The following is a 24,248-nucleotide window of genomic DNA, read 5'->3' as shown; positions in this document are numbered from 1 at the left end:
AGATATAATTTTTATTCCCGCACATCATTAATGATTATAAATCATACATTTATTGCGTTCAAATGGTCCAATAAGCGACCCAAGACCGCGTATTATGAAGACACTTTATCCACAAGTAAAAGATTGATTTTTATAAAATTGTTGATATCGATGTATAAAATCATTAACAAGCTGATTTAAAACAGTTTTTATTTTAGATCCTGAGAGGAGATCATAACAAAATAACACCAAGATCGCGAACCAAATTTACGATCCAATTTACTTTTCCCCTGCTTTTATTCACTTTTTATACAGGGGCTGTGGAAAACTTCTTATTTATGATGATCCTAACAGATCGCCTTATATGATCTCTTATATAGTAGTAGGTGGGTTATATACCCTTAACGTAATTATGATTGACTTTACATTACTTACTCTATAATATCTCGCGCTCGCAATGGCACCTATGCCAGGATCGCGACCTGTATAGGATGTTTTAACTTTAACCGATCGGATGAGATTGTTATGAAAAGAACTTTTCAACCTAGCGTTTTAAAACGCAAACGTGCACACGGCTTCCGTGCTCGCATGGCAACTGTAAATGGCCGTAAAGTATTAGCACGTCGCCGCGCTAAAGGCCGCAAAGTTCTTTCTGCTTAATTTATAAGTGGAAGACTTTAGCTTTGGCAGGGAGTTACGTCTGTTAACTCCCTCGCATTACTCTCGCATATTTAATGAACCCGCTCGGGCTGCAACTCCTTTCTTTACTCTATTAGCTAAACCAAATGACCAAGAAAAACCTCGGTTAGGTCTTACTGTTGCTAAAAAACGTGTAAAAAAGGCATGCCAACGAAACCGTATTAAACGTCTCGCTCGCGAAAGTTTTCGTTTAAATCAACACAGCATCGATAATATTGATATTGTGCTTATGGTTAAAAATGGTATTGATGAGCAGTCTAATGAAGAAATAACCAAACAACTTACTAAATTATGGCGAAAAATTAACGAACGCTGTAAACCAGGTGCACCAAAACCGCCACCTTTTAAGAAACGCCCAAACAAATCAGCTAAATCTAACAAACAACCCTAATTGCAATAGAATTGCAGGGTTAATTAATGTATCTTTAGCTCACCTTTTAATCATGCATTTAAAATTTCTAATTGAGTCTTTAAATACATGATATCTATCTCACTAAACTTAAGTAGGGGCATAAACATCATGAGGTTACTTAAACCACTTGTTGCTTTACCAACTTTTTGTTTAGTGTTATTTATCCGCGGTTATCAAAAGTGGATTAGCCCGCTGTTAGGTCCGCATTGTCGTTTTAATCCAACCTGTTCTAGTTATGCTATTCAAGCAATTAAATTGCATGGATCGGTAAAAGGTAGTTGGTTAGCTTTAAAACGCATATTAAAATGCCATCCTTTACATTCAGGCGGAGACGACCCCGTTCCTGAAAAATTAACCCATATTAACCACCAACACGAGAAATAAGAGCTGTTATGGAATCGCAACGCACGTTTTTATTAATTGGCCTAATGCTAGTGTCGTTTTTATTGTTCCAAGAATGGGATAATGATTACAACAAGCCTAAAGTCGATCCAAGTGCCACAACACAAACACTACAAGCAAATTCACCAGAGTCAGATGATTATATTCCTTCATCGTCAGATTCAGGTTTACCCGCTTCAGCAACTTTAGCTAAACGTTCTGTAATTAATATCACTACTGACGTTTTTAAAGTTAAAATTGACACCAAAGGCGGTGATATTGTTGAAGCAGATCTTCTTCAGTATGAAGATACCAAAGGTAGCGACACACCTTATATGCTTCTTGGTGAGCTTATTGAAGGTAGACAATACTTTTCACAAAGTGGCTTAATTGGCTTAAATGGCCCTGATGCATCAGCTAATGGTCGCCCTACTTATAGTACCGAACAAAAAACATATACCTTAACGGGTGATGAGCTTCGCGTTCCACTTCAGTTTACTGATAGTAATGGTGTTAACTTTACTAAGACGTACGTATTCAAAAAAGGTCAATATGATGTTGGTTTAGAATACAAAGTTAACAATACAACAAGCACACCACTTCAAGTACAGCTATACACGCAAATTAAGCGTACCGTACAAGAAAAAGGCAGCATGGTTGATCAAAACTATTTAGGTGCTGCATACGGTACTGATGAAGAACCTTACGAAAAGTATAGTTTTTCTGATATGGCTGACAAAAACCTAAATAAAAGTACACAAGGTGGTTATGTTGCCTTTATTCAGCATTACTTTGTAAGTGCTTGGGTTCCAATGCAAGATCAATCAAATACAATTTATAGCTTAATTACAAAAAGTAATGCCGCTATTATTGGTGCTAAAGACCCTGCTGTTAATATTCAAGCTGGTAGTGAAAAAACACTAACTGCTACTTATTATATGGGCCCTAAAGAGTCAGATATTCTTGAAGCTATTCACCCAGACCTAGACCTAACTGTAGATTACGGTTGGTTATGGTTTATTTCGCAACCTTTATTTGTATTGCTAAAATGGCTACACAGCATTTTAGGTAACTGGGGTGTAGCAATTATTGCCATCACTATTATCGTTAAATCGTTAATGTACCCACTTACAAAAGCGCAATACACTTCAATGGCAAAAATGCGTGCCCTACAGCCTAAAATGGCAGCACTTAAAGAAAAGTTTGGTGATGACCGTCAAAAGTTCGGCCAAGCAACTATGGAAATGTACAAAAAAGAAAAAGTTAACCCAATGGGTGGCTGTTTCCCTATTTTGCTACAAATGCCAATTTTCTTAGCCTTGTTTTACGTATTCTTAGAGTCTACTGAACTTCGCCATGCTGAATTTATTTTTTGGTTAAATGACCTTTCTGCACAAGACCCGTACTACGTACTACCAATATTATTTGGTGCGAGTATGTTTGTGACGCAAAAGCTACAACCTATGACGGTTACTGATCCAATGCAGCAAAAAATGATGACCTTTATGCCGGTTATCTTCTCTGTATTCTTCTTATGGTTCCCATCTGGTTTAGTTCTTTACTGGTTAGTGTCTAACCTTATTTCTATTGTCCAGATGTTAATCATCTACCGTGGCATGGAAAAGAAAGGAATTAAAGTAAGAGGCTAACTAAGCTCCTACTTATATAAAGGCGACTTCGGGCGCCTTTTTTATTGCCTGTTTTTCACCACAGCTATTCGCTACAAATAAATCGATAGGTTACAATACGGGCATAAAGTTACTCATCGTTGGCAAATTAATAGCATGATCAATCAAGATACAATTGCAGCACAAGCAACAGCACCTGGACGTGGTGGTGTTGGTATTATTCGCGTTTCAGGTAGCCTTGCTAAAAGTGTCGCCGAAAAAGTAGTAGGTAAAATACCTAAAGTTCGCTACGCGGATTATGTGCCATTTAAAAGCCTTGCTGGCGAGCAACTTGATCAAGGTATTGCCATTTACTTTGCAGGTCCTAACTCATTTACTGGTGAAGACGTACTTGAATTACAAGGCCACGGCGGTCCTGTAGTACTGGATATGTTACTTAAAGAAATTAGTAAAATAGAGGGCGTTCGTTTAGCAAAGCCTGGTGAGTTTTCTGAGCGCGCATTTATGAACGACAAGCTTGATTTAACACAAGCTGAAGCCATCGCCGACTTAATTAATGCTACGAGCGAGCAAGCCGCTAAAAGCGCCCTACAGTCTCTCCAAGGTGAATTTTCTAAGCACATAGAAACACTCGTAGAAAAAGTAATTCACTTACGCATGTATGTAGAAGCGGCAATAGATTTTCCTGATGAAGAAATTGATTTTTTATCAGATGGTAAAGTGTCAGGCGACTTAGACGCGATTATTACTCAGCTTAACACTGTAACCAACCAAGCCAAGCAAGGTAGCATCATGCGCGAAGGTATGCGTGTTGTTATTGCAGGTCGCCCTAATGCGGGTAAATCAAGCCTGCTTAACGCTCTAGCCGGTCGTGAAGCCGCAATCGTAACAGAAATAGCCGGTACCACTCGCGACGTACTAAGAGAGCATATACATATAGATGGTATGCCACTGCATATTATAGATACAGCAGGCCTACGTGAAAGCCCAGACAGAGTAGAACAAATAGGTATTGAGCGTGCATGGGATGAAATAAACCAAGCCGACCGCGTTTTATTTATGCTTGATGGCACTGACACTATAGATACTGACCCGCACAAAATTTGGCCTGAATTTATGGCAAAATTACCAGAAGGTATGGGAGTTACGGTCATCAGAAATAAAGCTGATTTATCGGGCGACATAGTCGGAATGGAGCAAGAGCAACAATACCCGGTAATCAGCTTAAGTGCTAAAAATGCTGACGGTATTGAACTTGTTCGCGAGCATTTAAAAGCGTGTATAGGCTTTCAAGGCGCAACAGAAGGTGGCTTTATGGCGCGCCGTCGTCATTTAGATGCACTAGAAAGTGCTGCGTATCATTTAGAAACGGGTAAAACACAGTTAGAAATGCACATTGCTGGTGAAATACTCGCTGAAGAACTGCGTTTAACACAACAGCATTTAAATGAAATTACAGGCGAATTTACCTCAGATGACCTACTTGGCAAAATATTTAGCTCGTTTTGTATTGGTAAATAAACACCCTATTACAGATATATTTTTATTATAAGAGCACTTAGGTGCTCTTTTTTATGTAAAATATTCTGCTGTAAAATATGTATTTATACACCTGATGCCTGCAAATTACTGCCAATAAAATCATATCCAAAACTACCTTTGTTACGTGCTAAGAGAGGTCAGATTATATAGAGTAGGCAATACTGAGAGTGCTTATTGGGGGAATTAATAGCACAAATTACACCTATTATTAAGACTAAAACCAATGCCTTTTCAAACAACCGCGCGCTTTAATAGCGTTATATGTCATACAAAAAGTAGTTATAAATGGCTTCCTTATACTTACTTTGGCTCACAAAAATGCACTAAAACACACCTCATACACGCAAAAGATGATGCTATTCGCTCAATTAAAGAGCTAAAAAACACTGATTAGTACTCTAAAAAGCTTACTTTTGACAACATATAATTTGATAATCACTGTGATTTTTAAATAAAATAACTCAACTGCTAAGTATTCAAAACTTTTGATCTGCTTACTCCACCAGCAAAATTAATAAAAATAGCAGCTCTAAATTCGCATAAAATTAAAAATACCGAGATCACTTATCCACAATACCTAATTTTCAGCTCAAATAAATACCAAAACTAGGTAAATCAGCTGCAAAAACCTCATGATCAATTGTAATTTATCTATTTATGAACTTATTTTTAATTAATTTCATTAGATCCCCTTTATTAGATCATTTTTAAAAATTATTTTCGATCTAAATTTAAGGTTATCAACAGGCTTTATATCCACATTATGATCAACATGTATTTTTAATTGAGATATTTACAATTTAATTCTTTACTGACAAGTAATATCAATAACTTAGCGAATATAAAACAACCTAAAAACCAGTTTAAGCAGAGCTTTCCCCACCGTTATCAACAACTTGATAAGAAGATTACATTTAAAGATAATTTGTTAAACACTATATTATCAACAACTTAAAGACACAATTCTGAATGAGTGTAAAATTACCGCAAAAATAGTTATACAAAAAAGCACTCTTAACTTTACTGTTATCCTCACTCAGTTATCATAGGCGGCAATTAAAACCAATGTGATCACTAATATTCATGAGTTCAGTAAATCTTATTGTCGGCAGCCAAATGGGATCAGCCGAGTATGTTGCAGAGCAATTAAGCGACGCGCTTAATAACCTTGGTATTACTACGCAACTACATGATCAACCTGAATTTAGCGATATTGATCAGCAAAATACCATTTGGTTAATCTGCACATCAACTTATGGTGCAGGTGATTACCCTGAAAATCTTATTAATTTTGTTGAAGATGTAACTCAAGCAGATGATTTATCTGAATTAAAATATTCAGTAATAGCTTTAGGCGACACTAGTTATGACACTTATAACCTAGCAGGACGTAATATAGATGCCTTATTAACTCAAAAAGGCGCTATAAAAGTAGCAGAACGTTTAGAGCTTAATATTCTCGATGAAGCACTACCAGAAGACACTGCATTAACATGGTTAGACTCTTGGATAGCTCAAACAGGCATAAAATAGATAGATCAAGTAAAAAGTTATATATAAAGTTACCCACAATTTACTAATAATTTACTAGGTTTTGTGGATAAAGATTGAATAAACTGCGTTTTAAAGCATGCTTATCCATTGGATAAGATCCAACTGATTCAACCCTGTGCATAAAGTGCCTTTTTGATCAGAGCTTATTTGCTGGATGATCCGATCATATTAACACCTTTAGATCTGATCTAATTTCATGTTTTAAATGAAGATCTAAACCTTATCAACAGAAAAGTCGATCAGTAGTAGTAATAGTAATAAAAGATCTCTTTAAAAGATCCTTTATATTATTAGAGATCACATACTTAGATCTTGCCCTTTGTTTAATCATTTATCTTCTGCCAATTTCTAGGTAGAATACGCTCCCTTTTGAAGTTTACCGGTTTGATTTAAGTAGGATCCCATTAATGATTTTTCACGAAAATTTTGACGTTATCGTAGTAGGTGGTGGACATGCTGGCACTGAAGCCGCATTAGCAGCTGCCCGTATGGGGATGAATACCCTGCTACTGACTCACAATATGGATACCCTTGGTCAAATGTCTTGCAACCCAGCAATTGGTGGGATTGGCAAAGGTCATTTGGTAAAAGAGATCGACGCTCTTGGTGGTGCAATGGCACAGGCCATTGATAAAGGCGGGATCCAATTTCGTACACTAAATTCTTCAAAAGGACCTGCTGTTCGTGCTACTCGAGCACAAGCAGATCGCGCTTTGTACAAAGCGGCTATTCAAACAACATTACAAAACCAAGATAACCTTAAGATTTTTCAACAATCATGTGATGATCTTATTGTTGAAAACGATCGTGTTACTGGCGTAGTAACTCAAATGGGTTTACGTTTTAGTGCACCAAGTGTTGTTTTAACCGTGGGTACTTTTTTAGGCGGCTTAATTCATATTGGTTTAGAAAATTATAAAGGCGGTCGTGCAGGCGATCCTCCTTCAATCGCTTTAGCTGATCGCTTACGTGAACATCCATTTAGAGTGGATCGTTTAAAAACAGGTACACCTCCACGTATTGATGCACGTACTGTTGATTTTACAAAAATGGAAGCACAGCCAGGTGATACACCAACTCCTGTGTTTTCGTTTATGGGTAAACAATCAGATCACCCACAACAGATACCGTGTTACATAACTTACACAAACGAAAAAACACATGATGTTATTCGTAAAAACTTACATCGCTCACCTATGTACTCAGGTGTTATTGAAGGTATTGGTCCACGATACTGCCCTTCAATTGAAGATAAAATTGTTCGTTTTGCAGATAAAGATAAACATCAAATATTTGTTGAGCCTGAAGGTTTAACATCATACGAATTATACCCAAATGGTATTTCGACTAGTTTACCGTTTGATGTACAACTTGAAATTGTGCAATCGATTACAGGTTTTGAAAATGCACATATTTGTCGACCTGGTTACGCAATTGAATATGATTACTTTGATCCACGTGATTTAAAACAATCTTTAGAAACTAAATTTATTGAAGGTTTATTTTTTGCGGGTCAAATTAACGGTACAACTGGTTATGAAGAAGCCGGTGCACAAGGCTTAATTGCAGGGATGAATGCTGCACTAAAAGTGCAAGGCAAAGATTCTTGGACACCACGTCGTGATGAAGCTTACGTTGGCGTATTAATCGACGACTTAGCAACACTGGGTACAAAAGAACCATACCGCATGTTTACCAGTCGTGCCGAATACCGTTTATTACTTCGTGAAGATAATGCAGATATTCGTTTAACTGAAAAAGGCCGTGAATTAGGTTTAGTTAATGACGAGCGCTGGCAGGCATTTAACGAAAAAATGGAAGTAATCGAAAAAGAGAAGCAACGCATTAAAGATACGTGGATTCATAAAGATCACGCCGTTGTAGATCAAGTAAATGCATTACTGAAAACAGCGCTTACACGTGAAGCAAGTTTAGAAGAATTACTTCGTCGCCCAGAGATTCGTTATAACGATCTTATGGCTATAGAAGGATTAGGATCTGAATTTACAAACAAAGCAGCACTTGAACAAGTTGAGATCCATACTAAGTACGCAGGTTACATTGCGCGTCAACAAGATGAGATCAACAAACAGCTTCGTCATGAGCAAACAATTTTACCAAAAGAGTTTGATTATAAAACCGTATCTGGTTTGTCAAATGAGGTAGTTGCCAAGCTTATTGAGTCGCGTCCTGACACTATTGGTCAAGCATCGCGTATTTCTGGTATCACCCCAGCGGCGATTTCGCTATTATTAGTGTATCTGAAGAAGCAAGGCTTATTACGCAAATCCGCGTAACGGTAAGGGTACATAGTGTTACAGCAACAATTAACTACATTGTTAGCGCAAACTGATATTGCGCTAACAGAAAAACAACAGCAACAGCTAGTTCGTTACGTCGAGTTATTGAATAAGTGGAATAAGGCTTATAACTTAACCTCAGTACGCTTACCTGAAGAAATGATGATTAAGCATATTATGGATAGCTTAGTAGTTGCGCCTCACTTACCCGGTCATCATTATATTGATGTTGGAACGGGTCCAGGCTTACCGGGTATCGTATTAGCAATTGCATTGCCTAATACACATTTTGTGTTATTAGATAGCTTAGGTAAACGTGTACGATTTTTAATGCATGTTAAACATGAGCTTGGTCTTGATAATGTAACCCCGGTTCAGTCAAGAGTTGAAGAATATCAACCAAGTGTTAAATTAGACGGCGTACTAAGTCGTGCTTTTGCTTCATTACAAGATATGGTTGACTGGTGTTCGCACTTAATCGATCATTCGGGTAAATTTATAGCACTTAAAGGCGTGTTCCCTAGCGAAGAGCTAGAGTCACTACCTGCAGGCGTTAAGTTTGAGCAAAAAATTGCATTAGAAGTACCTAATTTAGATGCACAACGACATTTAATTATTCTTTCTAAAGACTAGGGATCAGAGACACCGTGGCAAAAGTCATCGCATTAGCAAATCAAAAAGGTGGAGTGGGTAAAACTACAACCGCTGTTAACCTCGCTGCGTCTATGGCTGCAACGAAACGTAAAGTGCTGTTAATTGATCTCGATCCGCAAGGTAATGCGACTATGGGTAGTGGCGTAGATAAGTATGGCGACGTGCCAACTATTTACGACTTACTTATTGAAGATAAACCTATAGAAGACGTTATCATCAAAGAAACGTCTGGTGAATACCATATGATTGCTGCAAACGGTGATGTTACCGCTGCAGAAGTTAAACTTATGGAATTATTTGCCCGTGAAGTGCGTTTACGTAACGCACTTGAAAAAATTCAGGACCAGTACGAATTTATTTTTATCGACTGTCCGCCCTCTCTAAATATGTTAACTGTTAACGCAATGGCCGCAGCTGATTCTATTTTAGTGCCAATGCAGTGTGAGTATTATGCACTAGAAGGGTTAACCGCATTAATGGATACGATTACGCAACTTGCTAAGTTAGTGAATCCTAGCTTACAAATTGAAGGTATACTTCGTACTATGTACGACCCGCGTAACCGTTTGGCAAATGATGTATCAGAACAATTAAAACAACATTTTGGCGATAAGGTGTACCGTACGGTGATCCCGCGTAATGTTCGTTTAGCGGAGGCACCTAGTTTTGGTACTCCTGCTATGTACTATGACCGGGCATCAAGTGGTGCTAAAGCATATTTAGCACTCGCTGGTGAAATGTTACGCAGAAAAGAAAAAACAGCGTCCGTTGTCGCCTAACTTTGAGGTAAAAAAATAACATGTCTGCTAAAAAACGAGGTTTAGGCCGAGGACTCGATGCACTTTTAAGTTCGTCAAAGCCTGCACCAAGCCCAAGCAAGGAACAAGACACATCAAACGTTTCTGAGGCTGTGCAAAATGCTGCGGCTAATAATAGTGAATTACAAAAACTCCCAATAGAGTTTTTACACTCGGGTAAATACCAACCTCGTAAAGACATGTCTGAAGAGGCGTTAGAAGAGCTTGCTAGTTCTATTCGCTCACAAGGTATTATTCAACCCATTGTTGTGCGCCCTATTGCACACAATAGCTTCGAAATTATTGCTGGTGAGCGTCGTTGGCGCGCTGCGCAAATAGCTAAGCTTGAAACAGTGCCTTGTATTATTAAAGATGTACCTGATGAAGCTGCCGTTGCGATTGCACTGATAGAAAATATTCAGCGTGAAGATTTAAATGCTATGGAAGAAGCGGTTGCACTTAATCGTTTACTTATAGAATTTGAACTAACACATCAGCAAGTAGCCGATGCCGTTGGTAAATCACGTACAACAGTAACTAATTTACTGCGTTTAAATAATTTAAATAACGATGTAAAAATTCTGTTAGAACATGGCGATATCGAAATGGGCCATGCTCGTTGTCTGTTAGCTCTTGAAGGTGAAGCGCAGTCAGATGCTGCTCGTTTAGCGGTTGCTAAAGCACTAACCGTTCGAGAAACTGAAAAGCTCGTACGTTCTATCTTAGAGCCTGTACCTGCTAAAGAAGTAACCGAAAAAGATCCTGATGTTAAGCAGTTAGAGCAACAACTCGCTGAAAACCTAGGTGCCAAAGTTGAGATTAACTACAATAAAAAAGGCAAAGGTAAGCTTGTTATTTCTTATACTAATTTAGATGAACTTGACGGCATTTTAAATCATATCAATCACGACAATACCCACCATTAATTTATTACATGTCTGAAAAGGGACATTTGTAGCTATTTCGTGTTACAAAGCGTCTACTCAAGTTGCAAAACTGGCAGGATTAAGTATAATTTCGCCAGTTTTCACACCCTAACAATTAGAACGCAATAAAGGTTAACTAAACGTGACTGACAAGTTAGCAAGTCCATATCGACTTGCCGTATTAAAGTTAATTTTCCTTCAGGGTGTTGTAGCATTAGTTGCTGCTGTAATTATTTTTTTTAGTTCGGGAGTCAATGCAGGGCTTTCATCACTTGTTGGTGGAGCTGTAGCAGTACTTCCGCACTTTGTATTTGCGCTTTATGCATTCAGATATATGGGTGCAAGCCGAGCAAATCAAGCGTATGCCTCGTTGAAACGCGGCAACGGATTAAAGTTTATGCTAACAATCGTATTGTTTGCGCTAGTACTGAAGCATTTTCCGGTAATTTTATTACCTTTTTTTAGTACTTATATACTGGCGCTATTTACTGGATTGTTCGCCCCCGTTTTTTTTAAACATTAACTTTTGGGATATAACATGGCAGCAGAAGAAGTTACTCTATCTGGCCATATCCAGCACCATTTGACCAATGCTAAGATGTGTTCGACCGATACAGGTCTCGCCTTCAACAAAGCATGTACGGATAGTGGTTTCTGGACATGGCATATAGATACCCTCGCATGGTCTATCGGATTAGGTCTATTATTTTTATGGATCTTCCGTAGTGCCGCTAAAAAATCAACACTAGGTGTACCTGGTAAGTTTCAGTGTTTTATTGAAATAATCGTAGAATTCGTTGGTGATAACGTACGCGATACTTTCCATGGTAGAAGCAAGCTTATTGCACCATTAGCCTTAACGATTTTCGTTTGGGTGTTCTTAATGAACTTAATGGATTTAATCCCAGTTGACTTTTTACCAGCATTTGCAGGTTTCGTTGGTGAAACTGCATTTGGTATGGATTCACACGATGTGTACATGAAAATTGTACCTACTACTGATATCAATATGACTTCAGCGCTAGCGCTAGGTGTATTTATTTTGATGATTGGTTACTCAATCAAAATAAAAGGCATTGGCGGGTTTATTAAAGAGTTAACGCTTCATCCGTTCAGCTCAAATAACATGTTTGTTCAAATTATTTTGATACCATTTAACTTATTACTTGAACTGATTGCACTCGTTTCTAAACCGTTTTCATTAGCATTACGTTTGTTTGGTAACTTATATGCGGGTGAGTTGATTTTCATCTTGATCGGCGCTATCGGTTTTATGCAATTACCATTGCATTTTGTTTGGGCAGTATTCCACATCTTAGTTATTACATTACAAGCATTCTTATTTATGATGCTAACGATTGTATACCTAAGCATGGCAAGCTCAGATAATCACTAATTTACAACTTTAATTTTTATAACTTTTAATATTTAACTTTAATTTACAATTGAAACTTTGGAGAAAAAAATGGAACAAGTATTATCAATGCCTGAAGCAATTAAGTACATCGCAGTAGCTTTACTAATTGGTTTTGGTGCAATCGGCACAGCAATCGGTTTTGGTAACATGGGCGGTAAATTCCTTGAAGCATGTGCGCGTCAACCTGAGCTTGCACCTTCGCTACAAGTTAAAATGTTTATCCTTGCTGGTCTAATCGATGCTGTAGCAATGATTGGTGTTGGTATCGCTATGGTATTGTTGTTCGTACTTTAATTTTATTTTTTGAACAGCTTACTATTTAAGGAGGAGCGGTTGTGAATTTAAACGCCACTCTTATCGGTGAATTGATTGCGTTTACGGTGTTCGTATTATTTTGTATGAAATACGTATGGCCACCACTAAACGGTGCAATTGAAGCTCGCCAGAAAAAAATCGAAGATGGTTTAGCTGCCTCTGATAGAGCCGAAAAAGACTTAGAACTTGCGCAAAAGAAAGCTGCTGAACAGCTTAAAGATGCAAAAGCTCAAGCGGCTGATATCATTGATCAAGCTAAAAAGCGTGCAGTGCTAATTGTTGACGAAGAAACACTTCGTGGTCAGCAAGAGCGTGAAAGTATCATTGCTCAAGGGCACTCTGAAGTTGAGTCTGAACGTAATCGCATAACAGAAGAGCTACGTAAGCAAGTAGCAACTCTGGCAGTGATTGGTGCAGAACGTATTTTAGAGCGTGAAATTAATCAAGCCGCACATAGTGACATCGTTGAAAAACTTGTCGCTGAGCTGTAATTAGGAGGGTATGAGCATGTCTAATTTGACTACTATCGCTCGCCCATACGCTAAAGCGGCTTTTGAACTTGCCGTTGAGAAAGGCACTCTTGAAAGCTGGAACGATATGTTGTTCTTTGCAGGCCACGTAGCCAGCAATGAACAAGCATCATCTGCTTTAGCAGGTATGCCTACAGCTACTGCACAAGCTGAATTATTTATTCAACTTTGTGCTGAGCAGCTCAACGAACAAGGTCAGAACCTAGTTAAGGTGATGGCTGAAAATGGACGTTTGACAGCTCTACCTGAAGTTGCACAGTTATTTGCTGATTTTAAAGCAGAATACGATAAAGAAATCGAAGTAGATGTGATTTCTGCAACTCCTCTTGTTGCTGCGCAACAAGAGTCATTGGTAGCGGCACTTGAAAAACGTTTCGCACGCAAAGTTAAGCTGAATTGTAGTGAAGACGCGTCAGTGGTTGGTGGACTTATTATTAGGTCTGGCGACACTGTAATCGACGGTACTATTCGCGGTAAATTAAACCGCTTAGCTACAACACTACAATCGTAATTGGGAAAAAGAGCATGCAACTTAATTCCACTGAAATTTCAGATCTGATCAAACAACGTATTGAGAAGTTCGAAGTTGTAAGTGAAGCTCGTAACGAAGGTACTATTGTATCTGTTACTGACGGTATCATCCGCATCCACGGTCTTGCTGACTGTATGCAAGGTGAAATGATTGAGCTTCCTGGCAGCCGTTATGCTATCGCACTAAACCTTGAGCGCGACTCAATTGGTGCAGTAGTAATGGGTCCGTACGCTGACCTTACTGAAGGCGTAAAAGTATATACAACTGGTCGTATTTTAGAAGTTCCTGTTGGTCCTGGTCTACTTGGTCGTGTTGTAAACACACTAGGTGCACCAATCGATGGTAAAGGCGCTCTAGATAACGACGGGTTTGAACCTGTAGAAAAAATTGCACCAGGTGTAATCGAGCGTAAATCTGTAGATGAGCCAGTTCAAACTGGTTATAAATCTATTGATGCGATGATTCCAGTTGGTCGTGGTCAACGTGAACTTATCATTGGTGACCGCCAAACAGGTAAAACTGCACTAGCAATCGATGCAATCATCAATCAAAAAGACACAGGCGTTAAGTGTGTGTACGTTGCGATTGGTCAAAAAGCATCTACTATTGCAAACGTAGTTCGTAAATTAGAAGAGCATGGTGCACTAGCAAATACTATCGTAGTTGTTGCATCTGCTTCTGAATCTGCGGCACTTCAGTACTTAGCACCGTTCGCGGGCTGTACTATGGGTGAATACTTCCGTGACCGTGGTGAAAACGCATTAATCGTATATGATGATTTGTCTAAGCAAGCAGTTGCTTACCGTCAAATTTCATTACTACTTAAGCGTCCACCAGGCCGTGAAGCATACCCAGGTGACGTATTCTACCTTCACTCTCGTCTTTTAGAACGTGCATCGCGTGTAAACGCAGATTACGTTGAAAAGTTCACTAATGGTGAAGTGAAAGGTAAAACTGGTTCATTGACGGCATTGCCAATCATTGAAACTCAAGGCGGCGACGTTTCTGCGTTCGTACCGACTAACGTTATCTCTATCACCGATGGTCAGATCTTCTTAGAAACTGACTTATTCAACTCAGGTATCCGTCCGGCAGTAAATGCTGGTATTTCGGTATCGCGTGTTGGTGGTGCTGCACAAACTAAAATCGTTAAGAAACTAGGTGGCGGTATTCGTCTAGCCCTAGCTCAGTACCGTGAATTAGCTGCGTTCTCGCAGTTCGCGTCTGACCTTGATGATGCAACTCGTGCTCAACTTGAGCATGGTGAGCGTGTAACAGAGCTAATGAAGCAGAAACAGTACGCGCCAATGTCTGTTGCTGATATGTCTTTGTCGTTATTTGCTGCTGAAAAAGGCTACCTTAAAGATATCGAAATCGCGAAAATCGGTGACTTTGAAGCTGCTTTACTTTCTTATGCAAGTAGCACATACGCAGAGCTTGTGGCTCAAATCAATGAAACTGGTAACTTAAATGCCGAGATCGAAGCGCAGCTTAAAGAACTTCTAACGAAGTTCAAGTCTACGCAAACTTGGTAATTTAGTTATTAATGGTGCGCTTTAGGAAACTAAAGCACACCTTGATTCGGAGAGAGAGTCATGGCCAGCGGAAAAGAGATTAAAAGCAAGATCGGGAGTATTAAAAATACTCAAAAGATCACTAGCGCAATGGAAATGGTTGCTGCGTCTAAAATGAAAAGGGCGCAAGAACGCGTTGCTTCAAGCCGTCCATACGCTGACAAATTACGTGAAGTAATTGGTCGTGTTGCTCAAGCAAATCTTGATTTTACTCACCCGTTCTTAAAAGATCGTGAAGTAAAACGAGTTGGTTATATTGTTATCTCTACAGACCGTGGTCTGTGTGGCGGCCTAAACTCAAACGAGTTTAAGAAAGTTGCACTTGATGTTAAAGCGTGGAAAGAAAAAGGTGTTGATGCTGAGTTTGCTACTTTAGGTAGTAAAGCAGCTGGTTTCTTCCAACGTTTTGGTGGTCAACTACTCGCTAAAAAAGCGGGCCTAGGAGATAAACCTTCAGTACAAGACGTTATTGGTCCTGTAAAAATAATGCTTGATGCATTTTCTGAAGGCAAAATAGACCGTTTATTCTTGGTATATAACAAGTTCGTTAATACCATGAAGCAAGAGCCAATTATAGATCAGTTACTCCCTTTGCCAAAAGCTGAAGAAGAAGTATCTGCTCACACATGGGATTACTTATACGAGCCAAATCCAGAGGCTATTTTAGAGTCTTTGTTAGTACGCTTTATTGAGTCTCAAGCATACCAAGGTGTAGTAGAAAATGCTGCCTCTGAACAAGCTGCTCGTATGGTTGCAATGAAAGCTGCAACTGATAACGCAGGTGACCTTATGGATGAGCTACAGCTTGTTTATAACAAGGCTCGCCAAGCAGCAATCACACAAGAAATTAGTGAGATTTGTTCTGGCTCAGCAGCAGTTTAATGCTTCGGGTAAAGATTAACGAGAGGAATAGACATGAGTTTAGGTAAGGTCGTCCAAATTATCGGCGCCGTTGTGGATATTGAATTTCCACAAGATAGCGTGCCAGCGGTATACCACGCACTAAGAGTTACAGATGGCGATTTAGCTGGTTTGACTTTAGAAGTCCAACAACAGCTAGGTGGCGGTGTAGTGCGTACTATCGCTATGGGTACTACTGATGGTTTACGTCGTAGTGCTTTAGTTATGAATACAGGTGAATCGATTCAAGTTCCAGTTGGTACTGCAACACTTGGTCGTATCATGAACGTACTTGGTGAGCCAATCGATGAAGCGGGTCCAATCGGCGAAGAAGACCGTATGTCTATTCACCGTGCAGCGCCTTCTTACGAAGAGCAATCAAGTTCAGTTGAACTTTTAGAAACTGGTATCAAGGTTATCGACCTTGTATGTCCGTTTGCTAAAGGTGGTAAGGTTGGTTTATTCGGTGGTGCCGGTGTTGGTAAAACCGTAAACATGATGGAACTTATCCGTAACATCGCAATCGAGCACAGCGGCTACTCAGTATTCGCAGGTGTTGGTGAGCGTACACGTGAAGGTAACGATTTCTACCATGAGATGAACGATTCAAACGTACTTGATAAAGTATCGCTTGTATACGGTCAGATGAACGAGCCTCCAGGTAACCGTTTACGCGTAGCGTTAACAGGTCTTACTATGGCTGAAAAGTTCCGTGATGAAGGTCGCGATGTACTTTTCTTCGTAGATAACATCTACCGTTATACACTTGCTGGTACAGAAGTATCTGCACTACTTGGTCGTATGCCATCAGCGGTAGGTTACCAGCCTACACTTGCTGAAGAAATGGGTGTGCTTCAAGAGCGTATCGCGTCTACTAAGACGGGTTCAATTACTTCAATCCAAGCGGTATACGTACCTGCGGATGATTTAACAGATCCATCTCCAGCAACTACCTTTGCTCACTTAGATGCAACAGTAGTACTTTCACGTGATATCGCGTCACTTGGTATCTACCCAGCGGTAGACCCACTTGATTCATCTTCACGTCAGCTTGATCCACAAGTAATTGGTGAAGAGCACTATGGTATTGCACGTGGCGTTCAAACAGTTCTTCAGCGTTATAAAGAACTTAAAGACATCATTGCAATCCTAGGTATGGACGAGCTTTCTGACGAAGATAAGCAACTTGTATCTCGTGCACGTAAAATCCAACGTTTCCTATCTCAGCCATTCTTCGTGGCAGAGGTGTTTACAGGCGCGTCTGGTAAATACGTATCACTAAAAGATACAATTGCTGGCTTTAAAGGCATTTTAAACGGCGAGTTTGATGACCTTCCAGAGCAAGCGTTCTACATGGTTGGCTCTATCGAAGAAGCTCAAGAAAAAGCCAAAGGCATGTAACTAGGAGGGTAGTATGACAGCGATGACTGTACATCTTGACGTAGTAAGCGCAGAACAGAGTTTGTTCTCTGGTCTTGTTGAATCGATTCAAGTATCTGGTAGTGAAGGCGAGCTGGGTGTAAACCTAGGTCATGCTCCACTACTAACTGCCCTTAAACCTGGTATGGTACGTTTAGTTAAGCAATTTGGTCACGAAGATGTGATATATGTTGCTGGCGGTACATTAGAAGTTCAACCAAATCACATCACGATTCTTGCAGATACTGCAGTTCGTGGTGAAGATTTAGATGAAGATTCTGTACAAAAAGCTAAACGTGAAGCTGAAGAACATATGGCGAATTCGTCAGCTGTTGAGTTTGATTATCAGCAAGCGGCTACGCGACTGGCAGAAGCAGTTGCTCAGTTACGCGTAATTCAGCAATTACGTCACAAGTAAGCCTATCCGGTTTTTAAAAAGCCCACTTTAAGTGGGCTTTTTTGTGCCTGTTACTTTTGTATTTACACTAAATACCATAGTCCGATTATTATCTACACATTTACACTTATATCCTTAACCAATCCTCGCTACAATAACGCCATTCAATTAAGTCTATTTTTTCAGTCAAGATTCAGTGCTAGTAAAATAAGCTACTGAGTATTTGCACAAGAAGTGGTTTACGTAATCTTCTGATCAAACATAAAACTTATTTAGCTAAAACAACGAAAAAAGGAAATTGTTTTAATGGCTCTAACAACTGTTATTCTTGCTGCGGGTAAAGGTACTCGTATGCGCTCTGCTCTGCCTAAAGTTCTGCACAACGTTGCAGGTAAACCAATGGTACAGCACGTTATTGATAATGCGATGGCATTAGGTGCAACTACTACAAACCTAGTTTACGGACACGGCGGCGAACTATTACAACAACAACTTGCCGATAACAATGTAAATTGGGTACTTCAAGCAGAACAACTTGGTACTGGCCACGCAGTAGCACAAGCTAACTCTCATGTTAATGATGAAGACACGGTATTAATTTTATACGGCGATGTACCACTAACAAAACAATCAACGTTAGAGCGTTTATTAGCTGCAACACCTAAAAATGGTTTAGCTGTATTAACGGTAAATTTGGTAAACCCAAATGGCTATGGTCGCATGCTTCGTGCCGGTGGTAAGTTAGTCGGTATTGTTGAGCAAAAAGATGCAAGCTCAGAGCAGTTACTAATTAACGAAGTAAATACAGGCATTATGGCTGTTAACGGTAAGCTATTAAAAACATGGTTAGGCAACTTATCTAACAATAATGCACAAGGCGAATACTACCTTACAGATATAGTTGCAATGGCTCATAGTGAAGGCGTAGAAATTACTTCAGCTCAGCCAGACCATGCAATGGAAGTTGAAGGCGCAAACAACCGCGTACAACTTGCAGGCTTAGAGCGTGCTTACCAAGCATGGCAAGCAGAAGAGCTAATGTTAAATGGTGCAACACTTGCCGACCCTGCGCGTATTGATGTGCGTGGAACAGTGACCACCGGTGAAGATGTACTTATCGACATAAATGTTATTTTTGAAGGCACAGTCACGCTTGGTAACAATGTACAAATAGGTCCAAACTGCGTACTTAAAAACTGTAGCATTGGCGATAACGTTGTCATTAAAGCTAATACACTGATTGACGATGCCACAGTTGCAGATAAGTGTACGCTGGGTCCTTATGCTCGCCTTCGCCCAGGCGCTGTAATGGAAGAAGACTCACACATTGGTAACTTTGTTGAGATGAAAAAAACCCGACTAGGTAAAGGCTCTAAAGCCAACCACTTAAGTTATTTAGGTGATGCTGAAATTGGCGAAAAAGTGAATATTGGCGCTGGCACTATTACCTGTAACTACGATGGTGTTAACAAAGCAAAAACTATTATTGGCGATAATGCCTTTATTGGTTCTAATTCATCACTCGTTGCCCCAGTAAATATAGGCGCAACTGCAACAATTGGTGCAGGCTCTGTGATCACCAGTACCGTTGAAGATGACCAATTAGCAATTGCACGCTCTAAACAGCGTAATTTAACGGGTTGGAAACGCCCAGTTAAAAAATAACAATAGAGGCTACTTAGGTAGCCTTTTTTATTTTAGTTGAAGTTTAAATTGCTCTTTATAGCGTCTAGACAAGTTAAGTACTTTACCTGTTGTTAGTTTTATTTCACTGTCGCCACTGGGGAGTGCTGTAATGGACTCCACTTTATCGAGTTTTACGCCATGGCTGCGGTGAATTCTACAAAATCCCTGTACTTCAAGTTGTTTGCTCAATGCTGTAAGCGTTGCCCTTAACGGATATATGCGTGAGCCTATATGTAGGTTTACATAATTACCCGACGATTCAAGCCAATCAACATCCTCTATTTTTATAATGAATTCTTTTCCGAGCTTTTTAACTAATAGGCGGTTTATGGTCGATGTTGTTTGCTGCTCACTTTCTTCAATTGAAGAGGCTTCACCTAGTAACTGCTGCACCACATATTGATATACTTTGATAAGTACGATGAAAAAGACAAAGCTTATAGCGTCTTTCTGGTATTCATAAATAAGCTCAAACCAGCTAAGTCCAAAGTTGTAAGACCCATCATTCAACAAATATATGAATTTACGAACCCCTACCATAATACCAACGTGTAACACGCTAAATATAATAGAGGCACCAAAGTACATACCTAATGAAGCCGTAATATTTTGCCAATTAAAAGATAAGTGTCTTAAAAACCAAATTAAAATAGGGAATATAAGCAAAGTACTCAAGGCACTTGAATACTCCCAAACAAATGGCTCCCACATTAAAAAAGTTAAAGCCCCTTCTCTTTGGGCTTCCATTATTTGGGTTGTAGCGTTTACTGTATTATTAATTAATACGTAAGCACACAGTAATACTGATGCGTAAATGCTTTGAAAACGTTGAAAGTGCTGTAGGTTCATAAATGTATGCTTATTGCTGATGTGGCACGCTTATCCCTGTATACCACCTTTTATCACTATTGCTTGTAATATAAGCACTTATCGATAGTTTTAGCGAGAGCTTTAGGTATCAATAGCGCATAACATTTATTAAGTAGTAAAAGCATGAGCGCTCAAACACAACACCCTTTATTAGTTAATTCGCGTAAATATTATCTTGATTGGCTTAGGGTAATCGCATTTGCGTCGCTAATTTTTTATCACATTGGCATGTTGTATAGCGAAAACTGGGGATTTCATTTTAAAAGTAATTATACATCACAGTATGTTGAATATTTAATGTTGGTGTTTTCACCTTGGCGCATGTTGCTCATTTGGTTTATTTCGGGCGTAGCACTGCGTTTTATGATTGATAAAGTAAGCAGCTTGAAATCTTGGTTACATTTCACCTTATACCGTTCTATTTTTTTACTATTACCCTTGCTGGTGGAACTATGGCTAATAGTGCCTTTACAGCTGTTTGCAGAAATGTCGCAGCACGGTGTTATTGATATTAGCTATTGGCAATTTTATTTAGCTTTTATAGAGACAAACAATACGCTTTTTATTAATTATCAGTCTGGAGTGTGGCCGAATGTGGATGTAAATCACTTATGGTATTTGCGCTCGTTGTGGCAATTTATGCTGATCATTATCGTTTTAACTCTTTTTGCACGCCTGCTTTTTCTTACGCCTTTAAAAACATTTGTTAAAGGGGATATGTCATTTGGGCTTTTAATTACCTTGCTCACTATTGCCGTACTATTTACAAGCCATTACTTAACTGGCGATTCAATCAGAGAGACTAACGGCTTAATACTGCTACTCGCAGGATACATACTTGCCAAAAACACTTACTTTTGGAACTGCTTAAATAAAAACTTGGTATTACTAGCTTTGAGTTTTGCGGTTTTGTTTGTACTTATAATATTAAGTTATCAGAAGGTGTTTACTCTTCCTCATTTTATTTTAAGCGCTAGCTACAATATTCAACGTGTTGTAGGTGTATTTTTTGTACTCGCGTTCGCTCACCGATTTTTAAATTTTAATACTTACTATTTAAAACAGCTCAATGTATGGGTGTTTCCCTTTTATTTATTGCATCAAAGCATTTTGATTATTTTGTGTTTTTTACTACAGCCTTTAAGTTTAGGGGCTGTTGTTGAACCATTCATCATTATTTTAGGGACTTGGTTTTTCTGTGGTGTTTTTACATGGGGTATTACACGTATTGATGTACTTAGACCTTTGCTAGGGGTTGCAATTAAACAAGAGTATTCCTCGACTGTAAAAACGATTGGCTATACGGCCGCTTTAATTTTAATAACTCCGCTAGCGTATAAGCTAATTACTTAGGCTAAGGGCTGTATTAAAACTGCCATAATCTTGTCATGCCTGTGTGTTGATATTTAGCAAATACAATACTAAGGAAAATCACATGTTTAAAAAATCAATTATTGCGCTGTCACTTATATCTGTTCTTACTGCCTGCTCATTTGATGGTGACGATGGTCAAAACGGCTCTCAAGGATTACAGGGAGAGCAAGGCACAGATGGAACTAATGGGCTAAATGGTATAAATGCAAACTCAGCATTAAATATTAGCCTTGCGGGTAGAGGTGTACTAAATGCACAAAGCCCAGAAGGAGCGGCTGAAATAGTTGCATATCAAGCGTCTAAAAAATGGATTTACGCTATTAACAGTTCAGGCGATGACGCTGTTGTTAATATTCTACCCGCCGACACCTTTGATACCGCAGCTCTAGTTAAAGATAACGAAGGGGTTATAAACGTTACTAACTTAACCTCGGCCATTACGTTGTCTTTAAGCGAGCACACCCAAGGCGATGCAAACAGCATTGCTATTGATGAAAATAACAATCTACTTGCAGTGGCAATGGCTGCTGAAAGCACGGGTGATACAGGGCAAATTGCGTTTTACGACATAAGTGGCGACTCACCTGTATTTATTAAAAACGTAACGGTCGGTTTTTTACCAGACATGGTGACGTTCACCCACAATGGTGCAAAAGTAGTGGTTGCTAACGAAGGCGAACCAAGTGACGACTACAGCGTAGATCCTGAAGGTTCTATTAGTATTATCGATATAACAAATAATGTAATAGCCGATACAGCAATAAATATTGATTTTAAGGCCTATAACAACAAACAAATTGAACTAGAGGCACAAGGGATAGTTTTTGCTAACCCAAATGGGCGTACTATTAATGGCAACCTAATAAATACCACCGTGGCTATGGACTTAGAGCCTGAATACGTCAGTATTTCTAAAAATAACAAATACGCCTATGTATCTATTCAAGAAAACAATGCACTCGCAATTGTTAACTTAGAGGACAACAGCCTTGAGCTAAAAGGCTTAGGCTTTAAAGATTGGTCAAGCTTACAACTTGATGCCTCAGATAAAGATGGCGGCGTTAATTTTAAATCATACCCAGGGCTCTATGGTATGTACCAGCCCGATACTATCTCAAGCTTTAGTTGGAAAGGCGCTAATTTTATAGTCACTGCCAACGAAGGTGACGCAAGAGAATACTTTTTTGATACTACAGATGAAGCAGACTGTATAGCAAAGGGCGGACTTGATTACGATAAAGACGATGGTTGCTTAGCTTATATAGATGAGAGCCGCGTTGAAGACTTAGCGCTTGCTGCTAATTTTGATTACTTAAATAACGACGATAACGATATTGGTCGCTTAAAAGTAACAACAATAAAAGGCGATACTAATAACGATGGCCAATACGAATCACTTTATGGTTATGGTGCACGTTCGTTTACCATTTGGGACAGTAATGGGCTGGTGGTTTTTGATTCAGGTGATGATATAGCACGTATAACAGCATCTGTGCATGGTGAATCATTTAACAATAATGAAGATGAAAACAAAGGTGACTCACGTTCAGATGATAAAGGCGCAGAGCCTGAAGCGCTGACTATTGGTAAAATTGACGATCGTACATTTGCTTTTGTTGGATTAGAACGTATGGGCGGTATTATGGCTTACGACATTACTAATCCATACAATGTGCAATTTGAAGACTACTTCTATAATAGAGGCTTAATTAAAGGAGCTAATATTACAGGCGATTTAGCGCCTGAAGGAATGGTATTCGTTCCAGCAGAGCAAAGTGCTACAGGAAACCCACTCTTAATTGTTGGAAATGAACTATCAGGCTCTATTGCCGTATGGGAAATAGCACCTAAATAAGGCTTAAATTTTAAATAAAGCTGTGTGTTGTTTGTTTAACATACAGCTTAGTTTAAACCTTACTAATACATCATCAATGGATACATAAATTATGAGTGTTTTTTAAACTAAAAGTATCCTGCAGCCCTTTATTTGTATAGCTTTCATACTAAATTNCCCTTTATTTGTATAGCTTTCATACTAAATTCATTTAATTGTCAAAAAGCTGAAATAAAACATTGACCCCCGCTCGAATCTCCCTATAATGCGACCCCACTGAGACGGGAAACGCCAACGCATAGCGAGGCACGAACTACTCAGAGAGTTAAATAAAACTTCGGTTTTAAATTGTCGAAAGAAAGTTTAAAACTAAGTGTTGACTCGAGAAATAAAGGGTGTATTATTCTCATCCCTTGAGACGCTAAAGCGACTCAAAACGTTCTTTAACAATATAAAGCAATCATCTGTGTGGGCACTCGTACAGATTGAGTTCTAACAGCCAACCTACTTAGGTAGCGAGGCAAACAA

The 24,248-nt window shown here is 39.1% G+C and carries 23 protein-coding genes; 22 read left to right on the top strand and 1 reads right to left on the bottom strand.

Annotated features, from left to right (window positions below; translation table 11 throughout):
* Positions 1-504 precede the first annotated feature (504 nt).
* From rpmH to glmU, 20 genes are all read left to right on the top strand, one after another.
* Positions 505-639 (top strand): 50S ribosomal protein L34, encoded by a 135-nt coding sequence (rpmH, locus tag I6F49_RS15710; RefSeq protein WP_004335215.1) that lies wholly within the window; start codon positions 505-507, stop codon positions 637-639.
* Positions 640-646: 7 nt separating this feature from the next.
* Positions 647-1,069 (top strand): ribonuclease P protein component, encoded by a 423-nt coding sequence (gene rnpA / locus I6F49_RS15705; RefSeq protein ID WP_197181273.1) that lies wholly within the window; start codon positions 647-649, stop codon positions 1,067-1,069.
* A 129-nt stretch (positions 1,070-1,198) separates the two neighbouring features.
* Positions 1,199-1,474, top strand: a complete 276-nt coding sequence (gene yidD, locus I6F49_RS15700) for a membrane protein insertion efficiency factor YidD (protein ID WP_008138026.1) — start codon at positions 1,199-1,201, stop codon at positions 1,472-1,474.
* A gap of 8 nt (positions 1,475-1,482) precedes the next feature.
* On the top strand, positions 1,483-3,120 hold the full coding sequence (gene yidC, locus I6F49_RS15695; protein WP_197181272.1) for a membrane protein insertase YidC: 1,638 nt from the start codon (positions 1,483-1,485) through the stop codon (positions 3,118-3,120).
* A gap of 135 nt (positions 3,121-3,255) precedes the next feature.
* On the top strand, positions 3,256-4,620 hold the full coding sequence (gene mnmE / locus I6F49_RS15690) for a tRNA uridine-5-carboxymethylaminomethyl(34) synthesis GTPase MnmE (protein WP_165729271.1): 1,365 nt from the start codon (positions 3,256-3,258) through the stop codon (positions 4,618-4,620).
* A 1,104-nt stretch (positions 4,621-5,724) separates the two neighbouring features.
* The gene (mioC, locus tag I6F49_RS15685; RefSeq protein ID WP_197181271.1) at positions 5,725-6,174 is read left to right on the top strand and encodes an FMN-binding protein MioC; all 450 of its coding nucleotides are present in this window, start codon (positions 5,725-5,727) and stop codon (positions 6,172-6,174) included.
* Between the two features lie 428 nt (positions 6,175-6,602).
* Positions 6,603-8,492, top strand: coding sequence for a tRNA uridine-5-carboxymethylaminomethyl(34) synthesis enzyme MnmG (mnmG, locus tag I6F49_RS15680; RefSeq protein ID WP_197181270.1), 1,890 nt, complete (start codon positions 6,603-6,605; stop codon positions 8,490-8,492).
* Positions 8,493-8,507: 15 nt separating this feature from the next.
* Positions 8,508-9,128, top strand: a complete 621-nt coding sequence (gene rsmG, locus I6F49_RS15675; RefSeq protein WP_007585988.1) for a 16S rRNA (guanine(527)-N(7))-methyltransferase RsmG — start codon at positions 8,508-8,510, stop codon at positions 9,126-9,128.
* 14 nt (positions 9,129-9,142) lie between these two features.
* Positions 9,143-9,928, top strand: a complete 786-nt coding sequence (locus I6F49_RS15670) for a ParA family protein (protein WP_004335235.1) — start codon at positions 9,143-9,145, stop codon at positions 9,926-9,928.
* Positions 9,929-9,948: 20 nt separating this feature from the next.
* Positions 9,949-10,872, top strand: a complete 924-nt coding sequence (locus tag I6F49_RS15665) for a ParB/RepB/Spo0J family partition protein (RefSeq protein ID WP_197181269.1) — start codon at positions 9,949-9,951, stop codon at positions 10,870-10,872.
* A gap of 142 nt (positions 10,873-11,014) precedes the next feature.
* A complete protein-coding gene (locus I6F49_RS15660; RefSeq protein ID WP_197181268.1) occupies positions 11,015-11,395 on the top strand; it encodes an ATP synthase subunit I in 381 nt (126 codons plus the stop codon).
* 15 nt (positions 11,396-11,410) lie between these two features.
* Entirely contained in the window at positions 11,411-12,268 is an 858-nt protein-coding gene (gene atpB / locus I6F49_RS15655; RefSeq protein WP_197120030.1) for a F0F1 ATP synthase subunit A, read from the top strand.
* Positions 12,269-12,337: 69 nt separating this feature from the next.
* Positions 12,338-12,583, top strand: coding sequence for a F0F1 ATP synthase subunit C (atpE, locus tag I6F49_RS15650; protein WP_442960991.1), 246 nt, complete (start codon positions 12,338-12,340; stop codon positions 12,581-12,583).
* Between the two features lie 41 nt (positions 12,584-12,624).
* The gene (gene atpF / locus I6F49_RS15645) at positions 12,625-13,095 is read left to right on the top strand and encodes a F0F1 ATP synthase subunit B (protein WP_004335264.1); all 471 of its coding nucleotides are present in this window, start codon (positions 12,625-12,627) and stop codon (positions 13,093-13,095) included.
* Positions 13,096-13,111: 16 nt separating this feature from the next.
* Positions 13,112-13,645 carry a F0F1 ATP synthase subunit delta gene (gene atpH / locus I6F49_RS15640; RefSeq protein ID WP_197181267.1) on the top strand — a complete coding sequence of 178 codons (534 nt, stop codon included), beginning with the start codon at positions 13,112-13,114 and terminating at the stop codon, positions 13,643-13,645.
* Positions 13,646-13,659: 14 nt separating this feature from the next.
* Positions 13,660-15,201: a F0F1 ATP synthase subunit alpha gene (gene atpA, locus I6F49_RS15635; RefSeq protein ID WP_197181266.1), complete on the top strand. Its 1,542-nt coding sequence runs from the start codon at positions 13,660-13,662 to the stop codon at positions 15,199-15,201.
* A 60-nt stretch (positions 15,202-15,261) separates the two neighbouring features.
* Positions 15,262-16,122, top strand: coding sequence for a F0F1 ATP synthase subunit gamma (gene atpG, locus I6F49_RS15630; RefSeq protein ID WP_008172041.1), 861 nt, complete (start codon positions 15,262-15,264; stop codon positions 16,120-16,122).
* A gap of 33 nt (positions 16,123-16,155) precedes the next feature.
* The gene (atpD, locus tag I6F49_RS15625; RefSeq protein WP_024599969.1) at positions 16,156-17,541 is read left to right on the top strand and encodes a F0F1 ATP synthase subunit beta; all 1,386 of its coding nucleotides are present in this window, start codon (positions 16,156-16,158) and stop codon (positions 17,539-17,541) included.
* Positions 17,542-17,554: 13 nt separating this feature from the next.
* Positions 17,555-17,977 carry a F0F1 ATP synthase subunit epsilon gene (locus I6F49_RS15620; protein ID WP_007377666.1) on the top strand — a complete coding sequence of 141 codons (423 nt, stop codon included), beginning with the start codon at positions 17,555-17,557 and terminating at the stop codon, positions 17,975-17,977.
* A 285-nt stretch (positions 17,978-18,262) separates the two neighbouring features.
* The gene (gene glmU / locus I6F49_RS15615; RefSeq protein WP_197181265.1) at positions 18,263-19,621 is read left to right on the top strand and encodes a bifunctional UDP-N-acetylglucosamine diphosphorylase/glucosamine-1-phosphate N-acetyltransferase GlmU; all 1,359 of its coding nucleotides are present in this window, start codon (positions 18,263-18,265) and stop codon (positions 19,619-19,621) included.
* A gap of 27 nt (positions 19,622-19,648) precedes the next feature.
* Here the strand turns inward: glmU and I6F49_RS15610 are convergent, their stop codons facing one another.
* Entirely contained in the window at positions 19,649-20,491 is an 843-nt protein-coding gene (locus I6F49_RS15610; protein WP_165722850.1) for a LytR/AlgR family response regulator transcription factor, read from the bottom strand.
* Between the two features lie 144 nt (positions 20,492-20,635).
* Here I6F49_RS15610 and I6F49_RS15605 point away from each other — a divergent pair, with 144 nt between their 5' ends.
* On the top strand, positions 20,636-21,865 hold the full coding sequence (locus I6F49_RS15605) for an acyltransferase family protein (RefSeq protein WP_197181264.1): 1,230 nt from the start codon (positions 20,636-20,638) through the stop codon (positions 21,863-21,865).
* Between the two features lie 82 nt (positions 21,866-21,947).
* Complete coding sequence (locus tag I6F49_RS15600) at positions 21,948-23,741, top strand: choice-of-anchor I family protein (protein ID WP_197181263.1); 1,794 nt, start codon at positions 21,948-21,950, stop codon at positions 23,739-23,741.
* Positions 23,742-24,248 lie beyond the last annotated feature (507 nt).

Origin of the sequence: Pseudoalteromonas sp. SWN166, from assembly GCF_015864485.1 — a bacterium.
Classification (GTDB): Bacteria; Pseudomonadota; Gammaproteobacteria; order Enterobacterales; family Alteromonadaceae; genus Pseudoalteromonas.
The sequence above is the reverse complement of the archived record's forward strand: the minus strand, read 5'-3'. Positions and strand labels throughout refer to the sequence as shown.